The organism is Rhodococcus sp. Chr-9 (assembly GCF_000801125.1).
Taxonomy (GTDB): domain Bacteria; phylum Actinomycetota; class Actinomycetes; order Mycobacteriales; family Mycobacteriaceae; genus Rhodococcus; species Rhodococcus pyridinivorans.
Window position 1 is genome coordinate 240,909 of record NZ_JTIZ01000106.1, and the last position, 16,122, is coordinate 257,030.

Below are 16,122 nucleotides of genomic sequence, written 5' to 3' on the forward strand. Positions count from 1 at the left end.
TCACGAAATCATGGCCTTTCCGGCGAGGAGGTCGGACAGGTCGGTGACGAGATCGGCCGGCGGATGCCAGTCGAACACGCCACTGCCGGGTGGACTGTCCGGTCCGGCCATGCCGCGGACGAACAGGTACTGCACACCACCGAGGTGGACGTGCGGGTCGTAGTCGCGCATCCGCCACCGCAGATAACGGTGCAGGGCAACGGAATAGAGCAGAGCCTGCATCGGATAGTGCGCGCGGAGCATCTCCGCCGCCATCGACTCGCGGGTGTAGTGGGCGGTGGTCAGTTCGTCGACGGGCGCGAGCCGGTTGGTCTTGTAGTCGACGACGACGAATCGCGGACCGTCGGTGCGCAGCACGGCGTCGATACTGCCGTTGAGGTAACCCCGCAGCGGCACGGACTCGAGGGTGCGCACCAGATCGGCGTAGGTCGCCATCGGATCGTCGGCGGGCAGGTGCCGGCGCAGCAACCCACCGACCGCGTCGAGGGTGACGGTGACGGGCACCGGGCTGTCGCCTCCAGTGAGCGGCAACTCGAAGTCGAGTTCGGAGAGCCGGTCGGACGGCGTGAAGTCGGCGAGGGTCCGGCCGAGTGGCCCGAGCGGGGTGCGCATCACCGGGAGCAACGCCGCCGCGAGCTGGACGGGGTCTATCGGCGACATCTGGCGTCGCACCGTCTCGTGGCAGCAGTCGAGCAGTTCGGCCTCGAGGTCGGCGGCGGAGGTGTCGACGACCTCGAGGACGGCGTGCACCAGCGTGCCGAAGATCGTGCCGCCGGGCAGTCCGTTCATCGGTGACGGAATGCCTTCGCGCGCCGCTTCCGGTGCGCTCAGCGGAGGCTCGGCAGGCTCGTCGGTCGTCACCGGTTCCTCCACCTCACCGCTCACCACGGGCGCATCGTGCACCGAGGCGGTGAGCGCCGAATAGGAGGTCCTGCGCCAGTTCTCGTCGACGACCCGATCGAAGCGCGCGGCGGCGAGTGGGCCGGTCTCCACGCGGGGGCGGGTCCAGCGCAACACCGGAATCGGGTGCGGCCCGACCGCTTCGGCGGCGATGACCCCGTCGGCGCGCGCGGCCCACCGGTCGAATTCCTCGGCCATGGCCTCGTCGTGGCCGATCCGGCCTTCCGCGGAGACCTCTGCCGAACCGGGATCGCGGGCGAACAGCAACCGGTGCAGCGGAGACCGCGAGGTGGGGGTGGACGGCGCCCACCAGAGAGTGAGCGCACACTGCGCGCGCGTCACCGCCACGTACAGCAGGCGCAGTTCCTCTCCCGCCTCCTCGAGTTCGTGCTGACGCCGCCGCGCGACATAACCGGGACCGCTCTTGCCGCCCACATCGAGGATGCGTCGGCCGTACTCGTGCAGCAGCAGCTTGTCGGGCTCGGGGTTCTTCGCGGCATCCCACCCGTACGGGACGTGGACGACGGGGAATTCGAGTCCCTTGCTGCCGTGCACGGTGAGGATCTGGACCGCCGCGGCGTCGCTGTCGAGGCGCCGGATCCGGTCGGCTCCACCTCGGTCGGGGTCGTTGATGCGATCCTCGAGCCAGCGGGTGAGTGCCGCCAGCCCCAGCGACTGTGCCGAGGCGACGTCCTCGAGCAACTGTGCGACGTGCCGGATGTCTGTGAGGGTGCGTTCCCCGGACGGCTGATCGAGGAGGCGGGCCTCGACCGAACCGAAGGACGCGAGGCGTTCGAAGACGGCGGCGAAGCCGGTGCGGGCGTAGACGTCGTTCAGTTCGCGGAGCAGTCCGCCGACCTCCACGACCAGCGCTTCGCCCTCCGAATCGATGTCGGTCATCGTGCGGCCGAGCAACGGGGTGAGCGCGGCGAGCCGGACGCGATCGGCGCGATGGGGCTGCTCGAGCGCATAGAGAACCCACAGCCAGTGCTGTGCGGACGGTGTGGCGAACACACTCGTGCCCCCGGCGACCACGCACGGCACGTTCGCCTTCGTCAGCGCGTCGTGGACGAGCGTCACCTGTTTGTGTTTGCGCACGAGGACCGCGATGTGCCCGGGTTGCACACGCTCGGGCCCGGAACCGAGGTCGACGGTGACGTTCTCGTCGTCGAGCAGGCGCACGATGTCGGCCGCCACGTCGCGAGCGACCCGCCCACGTAAGCCGTCGAGGTTCTGCGGGAAACCCCAGTCGTTGAGCGGACCGGCACCGGCGCGGGGCAGGTGACGCACCCGCAGGGGCGCGATACCCGAGAGCCGGGAATCGGCGGCTGCCGCCTTCACCGGGTTCACCACGATGCGGGGATCACCGAGAGCCGCACCGAGATGGACGTGTTCGAGCGCCCGGACGAGATCGCCGTCGCTGCGCCAATTGGTGGTCAGCTCGCAGTAGGTGTCGGATTCGGAGACGGCGTCGAGATAGCTGAGCACCTCCGCGCCGCGGAAGGCGTAGATCGCCTGTTTCGGGTCGCCGACGAGCACGAGCGTGCTGTGCCCGTGGAACGCCCGGCGCAGGATCTCCCACTGCTTGGGGTCGGTGTCCTGGAACTCGTCGACGAGGACGACGGAGAAGCGCGCACGCATCCGCCGGCAGGCGGCGTCGCCGTGCTCCGGATCGCCGAGCACCGCGTGCAGTAGGGACAACTGGTCGTCGAAGTCGCGCAGTCCGAGCCGGCGCTTGCGCCGTTCGACCTCCTCGCGGACCGCACGCGCGAATTCCACACGCTCGCCTGCCGCGGTGCCGTCGGCGTCGTTCGGTGCGAGTTCGGCCTGCGGGTCGAAGATCGCCTCCTTCGCGGCGACGGCCGCCTCGGCGTAGGTGATGGGGGCCTGTCCCCTGCCGTAGCGCCGCAGGTAGAGATCGTCGACGACCTCCACCCGCAGGTCGTCGACGTCCTCGACGACCGTGACGTCGGGTTCGCGTTCACCGGCGATCCCGAGTTCGTCGAGCATGCGGCGGCAGAAGCCGTGCGTGGTGGAAATGGTGCCGGAGTCGAAGTCGGACAACGCCTGTCGTAGGCGGGCCCGCCGCGCGTCGACGTCCTCGCTCGCGAGATGACGGACGAGCATGTCGGTGCTCGCCCGCGCACTCTCGGGATCGGCGAGGGCGGTGGCGACCTGCGCGAACCGGTTCCGGGTACGTTCGCGCAGTTCCTGCGTCGCAGCCCGGCTGAAGGTGACGAGCAGCAGATCCGACAGGTGGGCGCGCCCTTCGGCGACGAACCGGGTGGCGAGCCCGACGATCGCGTACGTCTTCCCCGTTCCCGCGCTGGCCTCGAGAACGGTGGTGCCGCTCGGGAGCCGGCCGAGCAGATCGAAGCCTGCCGGCGGCGGACCGCCCGCGGCGCGCGGATCGGTGATGGCGGTATCGGGCACGCTGCGTCCTTCTCTCACGGGCGTCCCTGGTTCTCGGAGGCGAGCAGGGGTTCCCACAACCGTCGGGCGAGCACACCGAAACGGGTGGGGTCGTCGAACCAGCCGGCCTCGACACCCTCCGGTGCGTCGGCGGTGAGCTGCCCGAACGTGACGTCGGGCCCGTACAGATACTGCACGTGACGGTCCTTGCCGTCGCCGAACGCGCCACCGAACGCCTTCCCGGCGGCCGACAGTGCCATCTCCACGGAATCACCGCGGTGGCGGCGATCGGCGTACTCGGCCGACGCGCCCGTCACGAGCGGCAGCGGCCGGCACAGTCCACGATCGCGCAGATCGACGAGTGCGGCGAGCAGCGCGACGGGATCGGCGGGAGCCAGAAGGGTCGAGCGCCAGGCCGGATACGAGCGCGAACGGCTGCGCCCGGTGGTCACCGCACGCCACTGTCCGGGATGACCCGAGGCGACGACGGCGAGCAACCGGATCCATGCTTCCAGCCGGTGTTTCGGGGACAGCTTGGAATAGGTGCTGCGGGCCAGTACCTCGCCGTGTACACCTCCGACGGTGCCGGTGAGCCGACGACCGTCGCCGAGATCGACGCGGATGTCGACGGTGCGGGCCTGCCCGGTGTGCACACCGGCGCAGGCGTGCACGAGGCGGTCGACGTTGTCGCTCACCGCGTCGAGGGTCCTGCGGCCGAGCGCGAACGGCGGGAGCGTGCCGCGACGCCATTCCGCGTCCTGGAAGGCACCCGCGGACATGCCCGCCAATCGCGCTTCGAGCATGCGGTCGCCCAGTTGCCACTGAGCGAGACCGTCGAGTTCGACGTCGAGTGCGTCGGCGATGCCCTCGTCGGTGTCGGGGATCCGCAGACCGAGTCGCTGCCGGAGGAATCCCTGCGTCGGATGTGTCAGGAAGGAAACGAGTTCGTCGAGATCGACATCGGTGCGTGCCGGGGCCGGAAGGTCGTCGACGAGGAGCGCACCCGACCGGTCGCGCTCCACCGAAACTCCTTGTCCGGCACGGGCTCCCGCGAGTGCGGTGACACCGAACCCGAACGGGTCGTCGGCCCGGAAATTGCGCGGATCGAAGGGCTGCAGGGGATGTCGCCGCACGATGCGCTCGTCGTCGACGTCGACTCCCGTCATCGTCGACACCACGTCGCGCACCTCGGTGAGCGGAATCGCCGGTGGGCGCAGTGCTCCGGTGACGGCGTCGGCGCCGGTGTGGAACAACAGCACACGCTCCTCCGCGGCCATCAGCGCGTCGAGCAGCAGCTGCCGGTCCTCGCTGCGCGGATCACGCTCTCCCACACAGGGATTCTGGGTCAGGACATCGTCGCCGTCGATGTGGGCCGTGCGAGGGAAGACGTCGTCGTCGAGACCGAGGAGAACCACCACGCGATGGGGCACCGAGCGCATCGGCACCATCGTGCACACGGTCAGTTCGCCGGTACGAAAGTTCGAGCGCGACGGACGCCCGGCGAGCCGGGAGGAGAGCATGGACCGGACGTCGCTCAGGGACAACTGCGTGTCGCCGGCATGCTCGACGGCCTCGCCGATCTCGCGACGCGCGCGGGTGAGCTGCCATGCGTCGGCGGCGGGAACGTCGGCGAGCAGGTCGATGCCGTAACCGAGTTCGTCCGACCACCGCCCCGCCGGGTGCGGGCCGCGCAGCCGGAGCAGCACCACCGTCAGCCGGTCGATGAACTCGGCGAACCGACCGGCGAGGTCGATGTCGTTGCTGTCGACGTCGTCGAGGGGCAGTGACAGCGACAGCCACTCCCCGTCCGCTCCGTCGGCGGCGACACCGAGAAGGATGCGGTCGAGTGCCGCCCCGAAGGTGTTCTGCATGAAGTCGCCGAGACCGAAGCTCTTGCGCTGCCACGGGCCGAGACCCCAACGGGCACCGGTCTCGGTGGTCCACTCCTGCAGGCGTTCGAGTTCGTCGTCGTCGAATCCGAACTTGCGGCGCACCGGGGCGGAGGCGGCGAGATCGAGGACCTCGCTGGCGGTGACCCGGCCGTCGGCGAGCGCGAGCAGTTCGGACACCACCGCAAGCACCGGATCGGTGCGGCGCAGGCCACGATCGGCGAGACGGACCCGCAGCGTGTGGCCGGGATGCTCACCGACCCCGGCACCGAAGGCGGCGTGGACGAGCGGCGCGTACGTCTCGACGTCGGGGCACATGACGACGACGTCGCGCGGTTCGAGCGTGGGGTCGTCGCGGAACAGGTGCAGCAGGCACTCGCGGAGCACCTCGACCTGCCGGGTGGGGCCGTGGCAGGCATGGATCATCACGGTCCCGTCGGGCGCGGCCGATCCGTGTGCGGGGGCGCGGTCGTCGCGGAGATCGGCCTGCAACCGGCCGAGGAGCGTCGCCGGCGGCCGGGGTGAGGGATGCGGAAGGTCGGTGCACTCGAGGCCGGAGAGCCGGCTCTGAAGTTCGCGCACGTCGCGGCCGAGCGCGGCCAGCAGCGGGTGCTGCACCCCGAGAGCGCTGTGGTCGTCGGCGCGACGCATCGACTCCGGACGCCGGGTCAGTCCGTCCCACATCACCGGGCTCGGATGCGGAAGCCAGATGTGCACGTCGCGGTGGTGCCCGAGCGCGGTCAGCACCTCGACGAGGACGGTGTCGAGGCGGGTGGGACCGAACATCGAGAGTCGTTCGGGCAGGTCGACGACGTCGGGGTCGTCTCGCAGCCGGCCGCACAGTTCGTCGAGTCGCTGCGACGGGCTGTCGACGCCGATGCGGGCGCGCAGCCGTCGCCACAGCTCGGCTTGCCAACGCAGATGGTCGTCGAGAGGCGCACCCGTGCCGTCGGTGTCGTTCCCCGCCGCCCACTGGGAGATCATCCCGGGGCGCTGGAGTCCGTAACTGCGGAGAAGGCCGGTGAGATGCGCTGCGGTGGCGTACCGGCGTCCGGCCCGGTGGTCGCCGGCGCCGTGACCGAGATGCCGCGCGAGGGTGGCGCACCACGGTTCGCCGACGCACTCGTCGATCACCCCGAGCAGCGACCACAACATGCGGGAGGGATGCCACGGATCGTCGTCGGCGGTGATGCCGGAGGCCGCGGCGAGCGCTTCGTCGACGAGGCGGGACGGGGACGGGAAGTCGATGTTGGCGGCCACCCCGTCGCCGGCGGAGGAACCGAGCATTCCCGACAACCGCTGGGTGAGCCATCTTTCGACACCGCGCGCGGGCACCGCGACGACCTCCCGCGCGAACGGATCGTCGAGGGGCTCGGCGAGCACCTCGGCCAGCGCATCCGCCAGGATGCCGGTGCGCTCGGCACGGTGCAGTATCAGCACGCGTCGCTCCCCCTCGTCGTCGCTCGTTCCCGTCCGGTACGGCTTATCACACCGCCCGGACAGGCGACTGCGTCGCAGGTCGCGAGTGCTCCGTGCCGGAGGTTGCGGGCGCTCCGTGCGACGGACGAGCTACAGGACGGGACGAACCCCGCCGGGAGAGACGCCGAAGACCGCCATCGATCGCGTACCCACGATCGAGACGACGTCCCCGGCACGAAGTGGAGTACGGGGACTGCGGACCTGGCGATGATTGACGCGGACGAGACCTTCCATGAGCAGCGCCGCCGCTTCACCGCCCGAGCCGGCCAGTCCGCTCTCCTGGAGGAAACCGAACAGGGAGTCGCGCACGAGTGCCTCCATGACACCTACGGTCCCCTCCGGAGGAGACGATGCCTCCTCACACGGGGTCCGTGCGGGTGCACATCCGATGAACACACGGCGAACACCGGCGGGCCGGGATTCAGGTCTCGGTCGAGATGTCGAACAACGACAACTGGTTCCTCGTCATCTCGGCAGTGATATCCGCGCGGTAGCGCTCCCCCAGATTCTGTGCGACATGGGCAGGGCAACCGAGTTCGCTGCCGATCTGCTCCCAGGTGTATCCGGCCTCGCGGCGTTCCCACGCGTAGCCGCCGTCCTCGTCCCACGGCATCGACATGATCCGATGGTGGCCTGGGTCACACCCCTCTTCAACGACCTGACCCGGTGTGTCGCCGACGAATCCGGCGGGAACGACGATGCCGCCGTACCTCGGAAAAGGAACGACGGCATCGGACCAGATGATCCGTCGATCGGAAGCCGATCGATCGGGCGCCCCTGCGAATCAGTTCTCCGTGAGCCACTTGTCGAGGTCGGTCCGATCGTTCTGGACGATGTTCTCGACGAGCTGGACGATCAGGCCCTCGATCTGCCCACCGACGACGGGAACCTTGACGGTGGCCTCGCCACGCACCTCGATCTCGGTACCGCCGTCCGCGTTGCCACGAAGCTCCGAACGGGCCGCGATCGTGATCGGCAGCCCCGACGTGCTGCCGGCGAGGGTTCCCTGCGCCGTACCGTCCCCGAGTCCGCCCCACTCGTCGGTGCGCTCGATGATCAGAGGTCCTCGCACCACGCCCCGGACGACCGCGGGCAGAGCAGAGGTGTCGATCTGGTCGGAGACCTTCGCGCGGAAGGTCCCGGGACCGGAGCCGACCTCGAGCTGCGCCACGCCGGTCTGGCTCGCAGCCAGTCGGCTGTTCCAGAAGTCCTCGCTGGTCAAAGCGCCGTGGACGCGTTCGACGCTGTGGTCGAGCGTGGACGTGAAAACGAATTCCTTGGACATGACCGGAGACGATATCCTCCCGCTCGGATCTGGACGAAACGGGCCTACCGGTGTCGTTCTGCCACGTCAGAGAACAGCGACGAGGGTCGCCGCCGCTCCTCCGACGACACCCACCAGAGCGAGCCCGGCCGCCAGGGATCCTGCGACCACCGCGGCGGCTGCGAATCCGCAGACGGCGAGGACGACGAACATCAGCATGCCCGCGATCGGGTGCTCGAGCAGGGCCGGCATCTCCTCCGTCACCGGAGGTTCCACCTCCCTCGACGCCACGGCGGCCGACGGCGGGGCCTCGACGGACCGCGCGTCGATCGTCTGCGCCGGAATGTCGGCCGACTGCGACGGAGCAACCGTCGCCGGAGCGGTGATCACGTCCGTGGGCATGACGGGTGCTGCCGTGGTCATCGTGTCGTCCCCGCTTTCCTTTGTGCTGCTTGCGGCCGTCTCACGGTCGCCGATCACCTGAGGAGTCAGGCGGACCGCGTCTCGTCCCGGCCTCGATCTCTCACGTCAAGGTGTGCTCCGAAGTTTCCCCGCGAGCAACCGGCTCAAACCGAGACCCGTGCGACTCGCGTGCGCCGAGTGGTCACTGCAGCAACGAACCCGACCAGAGGGTGTGTTATGGATCACATAGACGTTAGCAGTTCCGGGGGTCGGGTAGCCGACAGTTGTCACGTCATTTTCTCGATGGATGTGAATTCGTCGGTAGATCACCGACTCTTCCAGTGCGAAGGAGGCGAACGCACGATGACCGAGAACCGAACTCCCGCGTTGCTCACCCAGTTGCGCACTCTCCACGAACTGACCCATGCAGAGACCCAGGTCGCCGAAACGCGTGTCGCGCAGGCCCGCACCGAAGCGGTACGCAAGGAGCTGACCGAGAACGCCGAGAACTGCCGCATCCGTGCGGTGGCGATCGAAGAGGCGATCCGCGATCTGGGCGGACTTCCCGATGTGGTCGGGCCGTTCATCGGCCGCGCCGCCATCATGGTGAAGACCCTCACCGAACAGGCGCAGCCGTTCGACGAAGCACTGCTGTCCGACCTCGCCCTCGAACATCAGCTCCTCGACCGTGCCCGCTACGTGAAGGCACTGGCCACCGCGGGCGGACACAAGTCGATCGTGTCGCTGGCGGACCGTCTGATCACGGCTCACACGGCGACGGTCGAGTGGCTCACCACCGTCATCGCAGAGGAGGCGCTCGGCGGTCCTGCCGCTCTGCGTCGTACTCCCCTGCAGGCCGCGGCCGGCGCAGCGGTGCGCCTGGTCAACACGCCGGTCACCTGGTCGGCGCGCAGCATCGATCGAGCGATCGACGTCGCCCGCTCGACGCGTCCCCGCATCGAGTCGCTGCTCTCGCGCGGCGCACACGCCGGTGACGTCGCAGCCAAGACCATCGGTGCCTCGCGCGATGCGGCTCTCGAGACGGCCGAGCGCGTGAGCCGTCGTGAAGGCGCCGACGGCACCGCCGACGCTCTGCACAAGGCACGCAGCGCCTCGGGTGTCCTCACCGACGAGGAGCTGCCGATCCGGAACTACGACGATCTCACCGTCCCGAAGGCCGTGGCGGCGGTCAAGGAACTGACCGAGCCGGCGGACATCCGGGCGATCGTCGCCTACGAGGAAGCGCACAAGGCACGACACGGCGTGATCTCCGCGGCCCAGACCCGTCTGGCCGCCATCGCGCAGGAGGTGGTCGGCGTCTGATCCGCCGCACCCCCAGTCACGTCACACGATCGCCGGGTTCCTCGTGGGCCCGGCGATCGTCGTCACCCCCTGTGTCGGTCCCGTTCACAGCGGGTACGCGACCTCTACGTTCATTCGAAAGGACACGCCATGACCCGCATCCTGTTCGTCGTCAGCTCCGCCGATCATTGGACATTGCAGGACGGCACCCGCCATCCCACGGGCTTCTGGGCGGAGGAACTCGTCGAGCCGTACACCGTCTTCGACGAAGCCGGCTACGACATCACCGTTGCCACTCCGGGCGGCCGCACGCCCGTCGTGGACCAGGCCAGCCTCGAACCCGACGCCGCAGGCGGCGAGGACCGCGTGGCCGAGTTGAAGTCGTCGCTCGAGAAGCTGCAGCCGGTGCTCACCGGTGCGGCGGTGCTCGAGGACCAGCGAGCCGAGGACTTCGACCTGCTGTTCGTGCCCGGTGGCCACGGCCCGATGGAGGATCTGGCCGTCGACGAGCGGTTCGGTGAACTCGTGCGGCACTTCGTCGAGGCCGACAAGGTCGTCGCGATGGTGTGCCACGCCCCGGCGGCCCTGCTCACCGCCCACGAGTCCGGCGGCCGTTGGCTGTTCGAGGGTTACAGCCTGACGGCGTTCACGAACATCGAGGAGGTCCAGGCAGGACTGGCCGACAAGGCACCCTGGCTGCTGCAGGACCGACTCCAGGAGGCGGGCGCGGTCTTCTCGTCCACGGACGCCTGGCAGCCGCACGTGGTGGTCGACCGCGTCCTGTACACGGGCCAGAACCCGGCCTCCTCGCGGCCGCTCGCCGAACGCATCGTCGCCGAGATCCCCGCGCGCGCTACGTCGTGACCTTGCGGACGAAATCGATCGTCCGCTCGAGCGCGGCACGCGCATCCGGTGTCGACAGATCGAACTGGTACTCGTGTGCCAGTTCCGGTGTGTGATCGTCCGGATAGAACAACGCATCCACCTGCACACCCAGTCCGGTGAGCCGCTGCGCGAGCCTCTCGGACTGGGTGGCGGTGAGCGGATCGGCGTTGCCACCGGAGATGTAGGTGGCCGGGAAGTTCTCGGTGACCGAGTTCAACACCGACATCTGGCCCGCCGCATCCGAAGTGGCGAACTCCCGGGCGCCGGTGTAGGCCCACATCGCCTGCTCCACGCCCCATCCGATCAGCCCGCCGCTCCCACCGATCGCGGACACGTCGTAGATGCCGCAGTTGAGCACGACACCGCGAACGTTCTCCCGAGTGAACGCCGGGTCGACACCGAGGGTCGCGGCGTAGTCGGGATCGGTGATCGCGGCGGCGATCTGCGCGGACAGTTGCGCCCCGGCCGAATCACCGGCGAGCACGATCCGCTCGGTGTCGATGTGCAGTTCGTCGGCGTGCTCGAGCAAGTAGCGCTGCGCATCGACGAGTTGCCGCACCGGGGTCGGATAGCGGTGGCCCGGTGCGAGCGAGTAGCCGACCGACACCACGGTGAATCCGGCGGCCGCGAGACGCCTGTAGTAGCCCGCGTAGTTGGTGCGGTTACCCGACAACCACGCGCCACCGTGCGTCCACACGATCGTCGGCAGCGCCTCGGTGGTCCCCGGCGGTGTGTACACGTCGAGATAGGCGTCCGGGTCGTCCTCCCGATAGTGGAGGTCGGCGACGAAGTCCGTCTCCGGAGCGTCCACCGCGAGCTTCGCGGTCTGCTCCCGCGCGTCGCGTTCGAACACCTTCCGCACCACCAGTGATCCCGGCACAGGGGTGAGGACGAACGCCGCCGCCACGCCGACGAGCACCACGACGAAGACGATCAGGATCCATCGACCGACGCGCCGACGCGGCGCTCTGTCCGTACTGCCCTCCGACACCTGTCACTCCTACCCGGGTCACGACGCGCCCGGGCGGATCCGGACCGAACGATCATGTCAAACAGTGCGGCGGGATGCGGGTTCTCGGGCGGGGCGTCCGCGCCGCGAGACGACCGTCAGGGTTGTTCGCTCAGCGCCTGCAATCGGGTCTCCTCGAGGTCGAGGCGGCGCTGGGCCGCACCGAGCGTCTGCGAACTGTAGGTACCGCGCGCCCGGCCCTCGAGCAGGGCCCCGCGTTCGGCCGCGATGGTGAGCAGCCGCAGTGGTCACGACGACGAGAAGGACCCCGAGTCCGCTGATGGCCTTGAAGTTCCGGCGGAAGTCCTGGGCCGGCATGCTCAGCGCGGCCGAGTACAGCCGCGATGCTCACGGTGCCGGCGATGCCGACCACTGCCATGAGAGCCAGATCCATTCGGATCATCGTGCTCGCTCATGACCCTTCGGCCGCGGAGCGGTGCACGTGGTGTTCGTCGTGCGTAGACGGATATCGCGGGCTTTCTCGTTGAATGAGAAGAATCGATCCTACGAGCCGTCATCGCTCCCACACTCGTGGAACACATCGGTGTCCCACGCGCGCGGGACGGCGACGACCACGCTGAGGAGAACTCTATGGCCTTGCTCGACGAAGCCCTGTGGGCGGGAAAGATCCATCTCGACGGCTGGCGCCCCGGCAACGGCGGCACCACGAAGGTCACCAACCCCGCGACCGGGGAACAAATCGCCGAGATCGGCCTGGCCGACCCCGATGACGTCTACGCCGCCGCCCGCGCTGCCGCCGCCGCACAGAAGTCCTGGGCCGCCACGGCGCCGTCCGAGCGTGCGGAGATCCTCCGTCGCGCCGGCGAGAAGTTCCGTGAGCACGCCGACGAACTCATCGGCTGGGGACTCCGCGAGGCCGGGTCCATTCCGGACAAGGCCGCCATGGAGGTGTTCGGTTCCGCCACCGAGTGCTTCGAGGCGTCGGCGCTGCCCACCCATCCGCACGGTGAGTACCTGCCGTCGGACAACGGTCACTGGTCCATCGCGCGCCGCCTGCCCGCCGGCGTCGTCTCGGTGATCGCACCGTTCAACTTCCCGTTGCTGCTCGCGATGCGCTCGGTTGCCCCGGCTCTCGCCCTCGGCAATGCGGTGCTGCTCAAGCCGGATCCGCGGACCACCGTCATCGGTGGTGTCGCCGTGGCCCGGATCTTCGAGGAGGCCGGACTACCCGCCGGTGTGCTGCAGGTGCTGCCCGGTGGTGGTGACGTCGGCGCCGCAACCGTCGATGCTCCCGAGGTGCGGGTGGTCTCGTTCACCGGATCCACCGCCGCCGGACGCCACGTCGGCAAGGCCGGCGCGGAACATCTCAAGCGCACCCACCTCGAACTCGGCGGCAACAACGCGATGATCGTGCTCCCCGGCGCCGACGTCGATCTCGCTGCCGGTGTCGGAGCGATGGGATCGTTCTTCCACCAGGGCCAGATCTGCATGACCACCGGCCGGCACCTGGTGCACGAGTCCGTCTACGACGACTACGTGCGCGCCCTCGCCGCGAAGGCGGATGCACTCGTCGTCGGCGATCCCGCAGGCGGCCCGGTTCACCTGGGCCCGATCATCGACGAGCGTCAGCTGGCGAACATCGACACGATCGTGCAGGACACCGTCGCCGCGGGCGGCACTCTCGCTGCCGGAGGCACGCACGAGGGGTTGTTCTACCGGCCCACCGTCCTGACCGATCTGACCACCGAGATGCCCGCCTGGGGCCAGGAGATCTTCGGTCCCGTCGCGCCGGTGCTGAAGTTCTCCGACCCGGACGAGGCCGTCGAACTGGCCAATGCGTCCGAGTACGGCCTGTCGGTGAGCATCGTCGGCGACGTGGGACAAGCGATGAAGATCGCCGACCGGATCCACTCGGGCAAGATCCACATCAACGAGATGACCGTCGCCGACGAGGCCAACGCTCCCTTCGGCGGGGTCGGGGCATCCGGTACCGGTTCCCGTTTCGGCGGTCCAGCCGCGAACATCGAGGCGTTCACCGAGACCCAGTGGGTCACGGTGCGTCCCGACATCGCGCCCTACCCGTTCTGACGCAGATCGCGAATCGGCCGGGCGAGCGTGTGCTCGCCCGGCCGTTCTCGTATGCCCGACAGGACTATTCGGCGAAGGTGAGTCCGCGGGCGGCTCGTTCCTCCACCGCCGCGGCCGTCTCCTCCGCGATCAGGTCGGCGTTCACGGCCGCCCCTGTCATCACGCCGGCGCCTGCAGCGACCACGACCACCGCGGAGAGGTCGGCGGAGTTGCCCGCCGCCCATACGCCGGGCAGAGCGGTCTTCCCCGTCGGATCGGTCTCGATGAGGGTCCCCACGGGATGGTCGGTGACCGTTCCGCCGAGCTGCTCGTACAGGTCGGCGCGGGCGACGAAACGCGGTGCGACCACCACGGCGTCGACCTCGACCTCGGTGCCGTCCTCGAGCACCACGGCACGGACCTCCTCGCCGTCCGCTCGCAGTTCCGCGACGGTGCCGTCGACGATCCGCACGTCGCGCGCCTCGAGCTGGTCGCGGGCCTCGCTCTCCAGGGCGGGCGCCGAGTGGGTGAAGAAGGCGACGTCGTCGCTGAGCTGACGGAACAACAGGGTCTGGTGCACGCTCATCGGCCCCGACGAGATCACGCCGACGCGCCGGTCCCGAACCTCCCAGCCGTGGCAGTACGGGCAGTGCAGGACACTCTTCCCCCACAGTTCGCGGACTCCGGGCAGGTCGGGCAGCTCGTCGACCAGTCCCGTCGCGAGGATCAGTCGACGTGCCTGCACGGTGGTGCCGCCGGAGAGACCGATCTCGAATCCCGTGTCGCTGCGACGAGCGGATTCTGCTCGTGCGGACAGGATTTCGGCGCCGTATCCGGCGGCCTCCTTCCGTCCGAGAGCCAGCAGTTCGGTCGGCGCGATGCCTTCGTGTCCGATCACGTTGTGCGCGGCCGCGGCAGGGGCGTTGCGCGGTTCTCCGGCATCGACGACAAGCACCGAGCGGCGTGAGCGTGCCAACGCTGTGGCGGCACTCAGTCCGGCGGAGCCGCCGCCGATCACGACGACGTCGTAACCGTCCTGTGTGGGGTTCTCCTGGGTGTTCATCGGTTCTCCTCCTTGATTCCTGTGCGATCCACACGGTTCGGGATCCACGCACCACCAGATCTGCCCGGTGCAGCACCGAGTCGGGACCGTCGCCGACGAGTCGATCGAGCGTGTCGAGATCCTCGTCGGACACGGCGTTGTCGAGGCCGGTCCGCATCCGGCTCAGCACCGCGTGGGCGTATCGGCGTGCGGTGTCGTCGACGTCGGCACCGAGTTCGTCGCGGCGCATCTCGACCATCCCGAACCCGGCGCGACGCAGGTTGTCGCTCCAGTCGGGCCACCTGTTCCACCCTCGGGACGCCGCGGCCTCGTGACATCTCGCTTCGAGTCCCGGTGTACCGATACCGATGTCGTCGGGCAGGAATCGTGGTTGCGACTCCATCTCGGTGACGACCACCGTCCCCCCGGGTGCCATCGCCTCGGCGAGTTGCCGGAGCGTTGCATCCGGATCCTCGACGTGGTGCAGGGACAGCGCCGCCCAGGCGAGGTCGATCGCACCGACGGCCGGAAGTCCTGCATCGAGGTCGGCCTCGACGGTCCGGATCCGATCACCGAACCCGTTGTACGCGGCGGTCTTGCGGAGTCGTTCGAGCATCCCGGCGGACCGGTCGAGAGCGACGAGCTGCGCGTGAGGGAACCGGCGCGCCAGGGCGAGTGTGCCTGTTCCTGTGCCGGCGCCGATGTCGACGACGGTGTGCGGTTCGCGCTCGAGCTGTCCGGCGACCCGGTCGAGCAACGACTCGAAGTAGGGCCGGTTCATCGCGGCGTCGAGGTCGAGCACCTCGGCCATCGACTCGTCGTGCGCGTGGTCGTGCGGTGCGTGGTGGGCGTGGTGGTGCATGACTCCACGTTAGGACGCGTCATCCAGTTTCGGCATATACTCTTGCCTATGGAGCAAGAATCGTCCGATCTGGACCAACTCATCCGTCAGCGCATCCGCAGCCTGCGGCTCGCGCGGGGGTGGACCCTCGACACTCTCGCAGGCCGGTGCCACATCAGCCCGTCCAACCTGAGCCGCATCGAGACGGGCCGTCGCAGGATCGCACTCGACCAGCTCGTTCCCATCGCGCGGGCACTCGACACCACGATCGACCAGCTCGTCGAATCCGGCGAGGACCAGGACGTGGTGATCAGGCCCCAGGCGTGCGACACCCCGGGGTACACGACCTGGCTATTGTCGCGGGAACGATCACTGGGCGGCGTCACCATCGCCAAGATGCGGATCACGAAGCAGGAGCCGGTGCCGGCCGACACGCTCCCCGTGCACCCGGGGCACGAATGGTTCACCGTCCTGACCGGCACCGCCCGGCTCCAACTCGGCGAACGGACGATCCTCATCCAGGAGGGCAACGCAGCCGAGTTCTCGACGATGACACCGCACGCCATCAGCGCGCACGACGGACCGGTGGAGATCCTCACGATCCTCGATCAGAACGGGGAGCGTGCGCACCTGCGCAACCCCGCATCGCACTGAAAGGGCCGGGTTCGC

12 protein-coding genes and 1 pseudogene are annotated in these 16,122 nt (G+C 69.0%); 4 read left to right on the plus strand and 9 right to left on the minus strand.

The window, feature by feature from the left end; genetic code table 11:
- The 6 genes from QR64_RS17235 to QR64_RS17260 form a co-directional block, all read right to left on the minus strand.
- The gene (locus QR64_RS17235) at window positions 1-3,333 is read right to left on the minus strand and encodes a UvrD-helicase domain-containing protein (RefSeq protein ID WP_019287995.1); all 3,333 of its coding nucleotides are present in this window, start codon (window positions 3,331-3,333) and stop codon (window positions 1-3) included.
- A gap of 14 nt (window positions 3,334-3,347) precedes the next feature.
- Window positions 3,348-6,641 carry an exodeoxyribonuclease V subunit gamma gene (recC, locus tag QR64_RS17240; RefSeq protein WP_033097262.1) on the minus strand — a complete coding sequence of 1,098 codons (3,294 nt, stop codon included), beginning with the start codon at window positions 6,639-6,641 and terminating at the stop codon, window positions 3,348-3,350.
- Between the two features lie 129 nt (window positions 6,642-6,770).
- Window positions 6,771-7,001, minus strand: coding sequence for an RNA-binding S4 domain-containing protein (locus QR64_RS17245; RefSeq protein WP_006550649.1), 231 nt, complete (start codon window positions 6,999-7,001; stop codon window positions 6,771-6,773).
- 100 nt (window positions 7,002-7,101) lie between these two features.
- Window positions 7,102-7,299 (minus strand): hypothetical protein, encoded by a 198-nt coding sequence (locus QR64_RS17250; RefSeq protein WP_019287992.1) that lies wholly within the window; start codon window positions 7,297-7,299, stop codon window positions 7,102-7,104.
- Window positions 7,300-7,464: 165 nt separating this feature from the next.
- On the minus strand, window positions 7,465-7,965 hold the full coding sequence (locus tag QR64_RS17255) for a DUF2505 domain-containing protein (protein WP_033097261.1): 501 nt from the start codon (window positions 7,963-7,965) through the stop codon (window positions 7,465-7,467).
- Between the two features lie 66 nt (window positions 7,966-8,031).
- The gene (locus QR64_RS17260; protein WP_006550652.1) at window positions 8,032-8,367 is read right to left on the minus strand and encodes a hypothetical protein; all 336 of its coding nucleotides are present in this window, start codon (window positions 8,365-8,367) and stop codon (window positions 8,032-8,034) included.
- Window positions 8,368-8,709: 342 nt separating this feature from the next.
- Here QR64_RS17260 and QR64_RS17265 point away from each other — a divergent pair, with 342 nt between their 5' ends.
- Together QR64_RS17265 and QR64_RS17270 are read left to right on the plus strand one after the other, a co-directional pair.
- Window positions 8,710-9,669, plus strand: a complete 960-nt coding sequence (locus QR64_RS17265) for a hypothetical protein (RefSeq protein WP_039586431.1) — start codon at window positions 8,710-8,712, stop codon at window positions 9,667-9,669.
- A 129-nt stretch (window positions 9,670-9,798) separates the two neighbouring features.
- The gene (locus QR64_RS17270; protein ID WP_039586366.1) at window positions 9,799-10,512 is read left to right on the plus strand and encodes a type 1 glutamine amidotransferase domain-containing protein; all 714 of its coding nucleotides are present in this window, start codon (window positions 9,799-9,801) and stop codon (window positions 10,510-10,512) included.
- Here the strand turns inward: QR64_RS17270 and QR64_RS17275 are convergent.
- Window positions 10,502-11,524, minus strand: coding sequence for an alpha/beta hydrolase (locus tag QR64_RS17275; RefSeq protein WP_039586367.1), 1,023 nt, complete (start codon window positions 11,522-11,524; stop codon window positions 10,502-10,504). The two genes, QR64_RS17270 and QR64_RS17275, sit on opposite strands and share 11 nt — an antisense overlap.
- Before the next feature lie 609 nt (window positions 11,525-12,133).
- On the opposite strand from QR64_RS17275, the gene QR64_RS17280 reads away from it, so the two are divergent.
- On the plus strand, window positions 12,134-13,591 hold the full coding sequence (locus QR64_RS17280; RefSeq protein WP_039586432.1) for a benzaldehyde dehydrogenase: 1,458 nt from the start codon (window positions 12,134-12,136) through the stop codon (window positions 13,589-13,591).
- A 64-nt stretch (window positions 13,592-13,655) separates the two neighbouring features.
- Here the strand turns inward: QR64_RS17280 and QR64_RS17285 are convergent, their stop codons facing one another.
- Complete coding sequence (locus tag QR64_RS17285) at window positions 13,656-14,633, minus strand: NAD(P)/FAD-dependent oxidoreductase (protein ID WP_006550657.1); 978 nt, start codon at window positions 14,631-14,633, stop codon at window positions 13,656-13,658.
- 328 nt (window positions 14,634-14,961) lie between these two features.
- Window positions 14,962-15,474, minus strand: a pseudogene (locus QR64_RS28135) (class I SAM-dependent methyltransferase); the annotation flags it as partial.
- A gap of 48 nt (window positions 15,475-15,522) precedes the next feature.
- Between QR64_RS28135 and QR64_RS17290 the strand changes: the two are divergent.
- Window positions 15,523-16,107, plus strand: a complete 585-nt coding sequence (locus QR64_RS17290; protein ID WP_019287984.1) for a helix-turn-helix domain-containing protein — start codon at window positions 15,523-15,525, stop codon at window positions 16,105-16,107.
- Window positions 16,108-16,122: the final 15 nt, after the last annotated feature.

Coding starts and splice junctions, on each gene's coding strand:
- QR64_RS17245 (WP_006550649.1), bottom strand. CDS start 7,001: ATGGAGGCACTCGTGCGCGACTCCCTGTTCGGTTTCCTCCAGGAGAGC.
- QR64_RS17250 (WP_019287992.1), bottom strand. CDS start 7,299: ATGTCGATGCCGTGGGACGAGGACGGCGGCTACGCGTGGGAACGCCGC.
- QR64_RS17255 (WP_033097261.1), bottom strand. CDS start 7,965: ATGTCCAAGGAATTCGTTTTCACGTCCACGCTCGACCACAGCGTCGAA.
- QR64_RS17260 (WP_006550652.1), bottom strand. CDS start 8,367: ATGACCACGGCAGCACCCGTCATGCCCACGGACGTGATCACCGCTCCG.
- QR64_RS17265 (WP_039586431.1), top strand. CDS start 8,710: ATGACCGAGAACCGAACTCCCGCGTTGCTCACCCAGTTGCGCACTCTC.
- QR64_RS17270 (WP_039586366.1), top strand. CDS start 9,799: ATGACCCGCATCCTGTTCGTCGTCAGCTCCGCCGATCATTGGACATTG.
- QR64_RS17280 (WP_039586432.1), top strand. CDS start 12,134: ATGGCCTTGCTCGACGAAGCCCTGTGGGCGGGAAAGATCCATCTCGAC.
- QR64_RS17285 (WP_006550657.1), bottom strand. CDS start 14,633: ATGAACACCCAGGAGAACCCCACACAGGACGGTTACGACGTCGTCGTG.
- QR64_RS17290 (WP_019287984.1), top strand. CDS start 15,523: ATGGAGCAAGAATCGTCCGATCTGGACCAACTCATCCGTCAGCGCATC.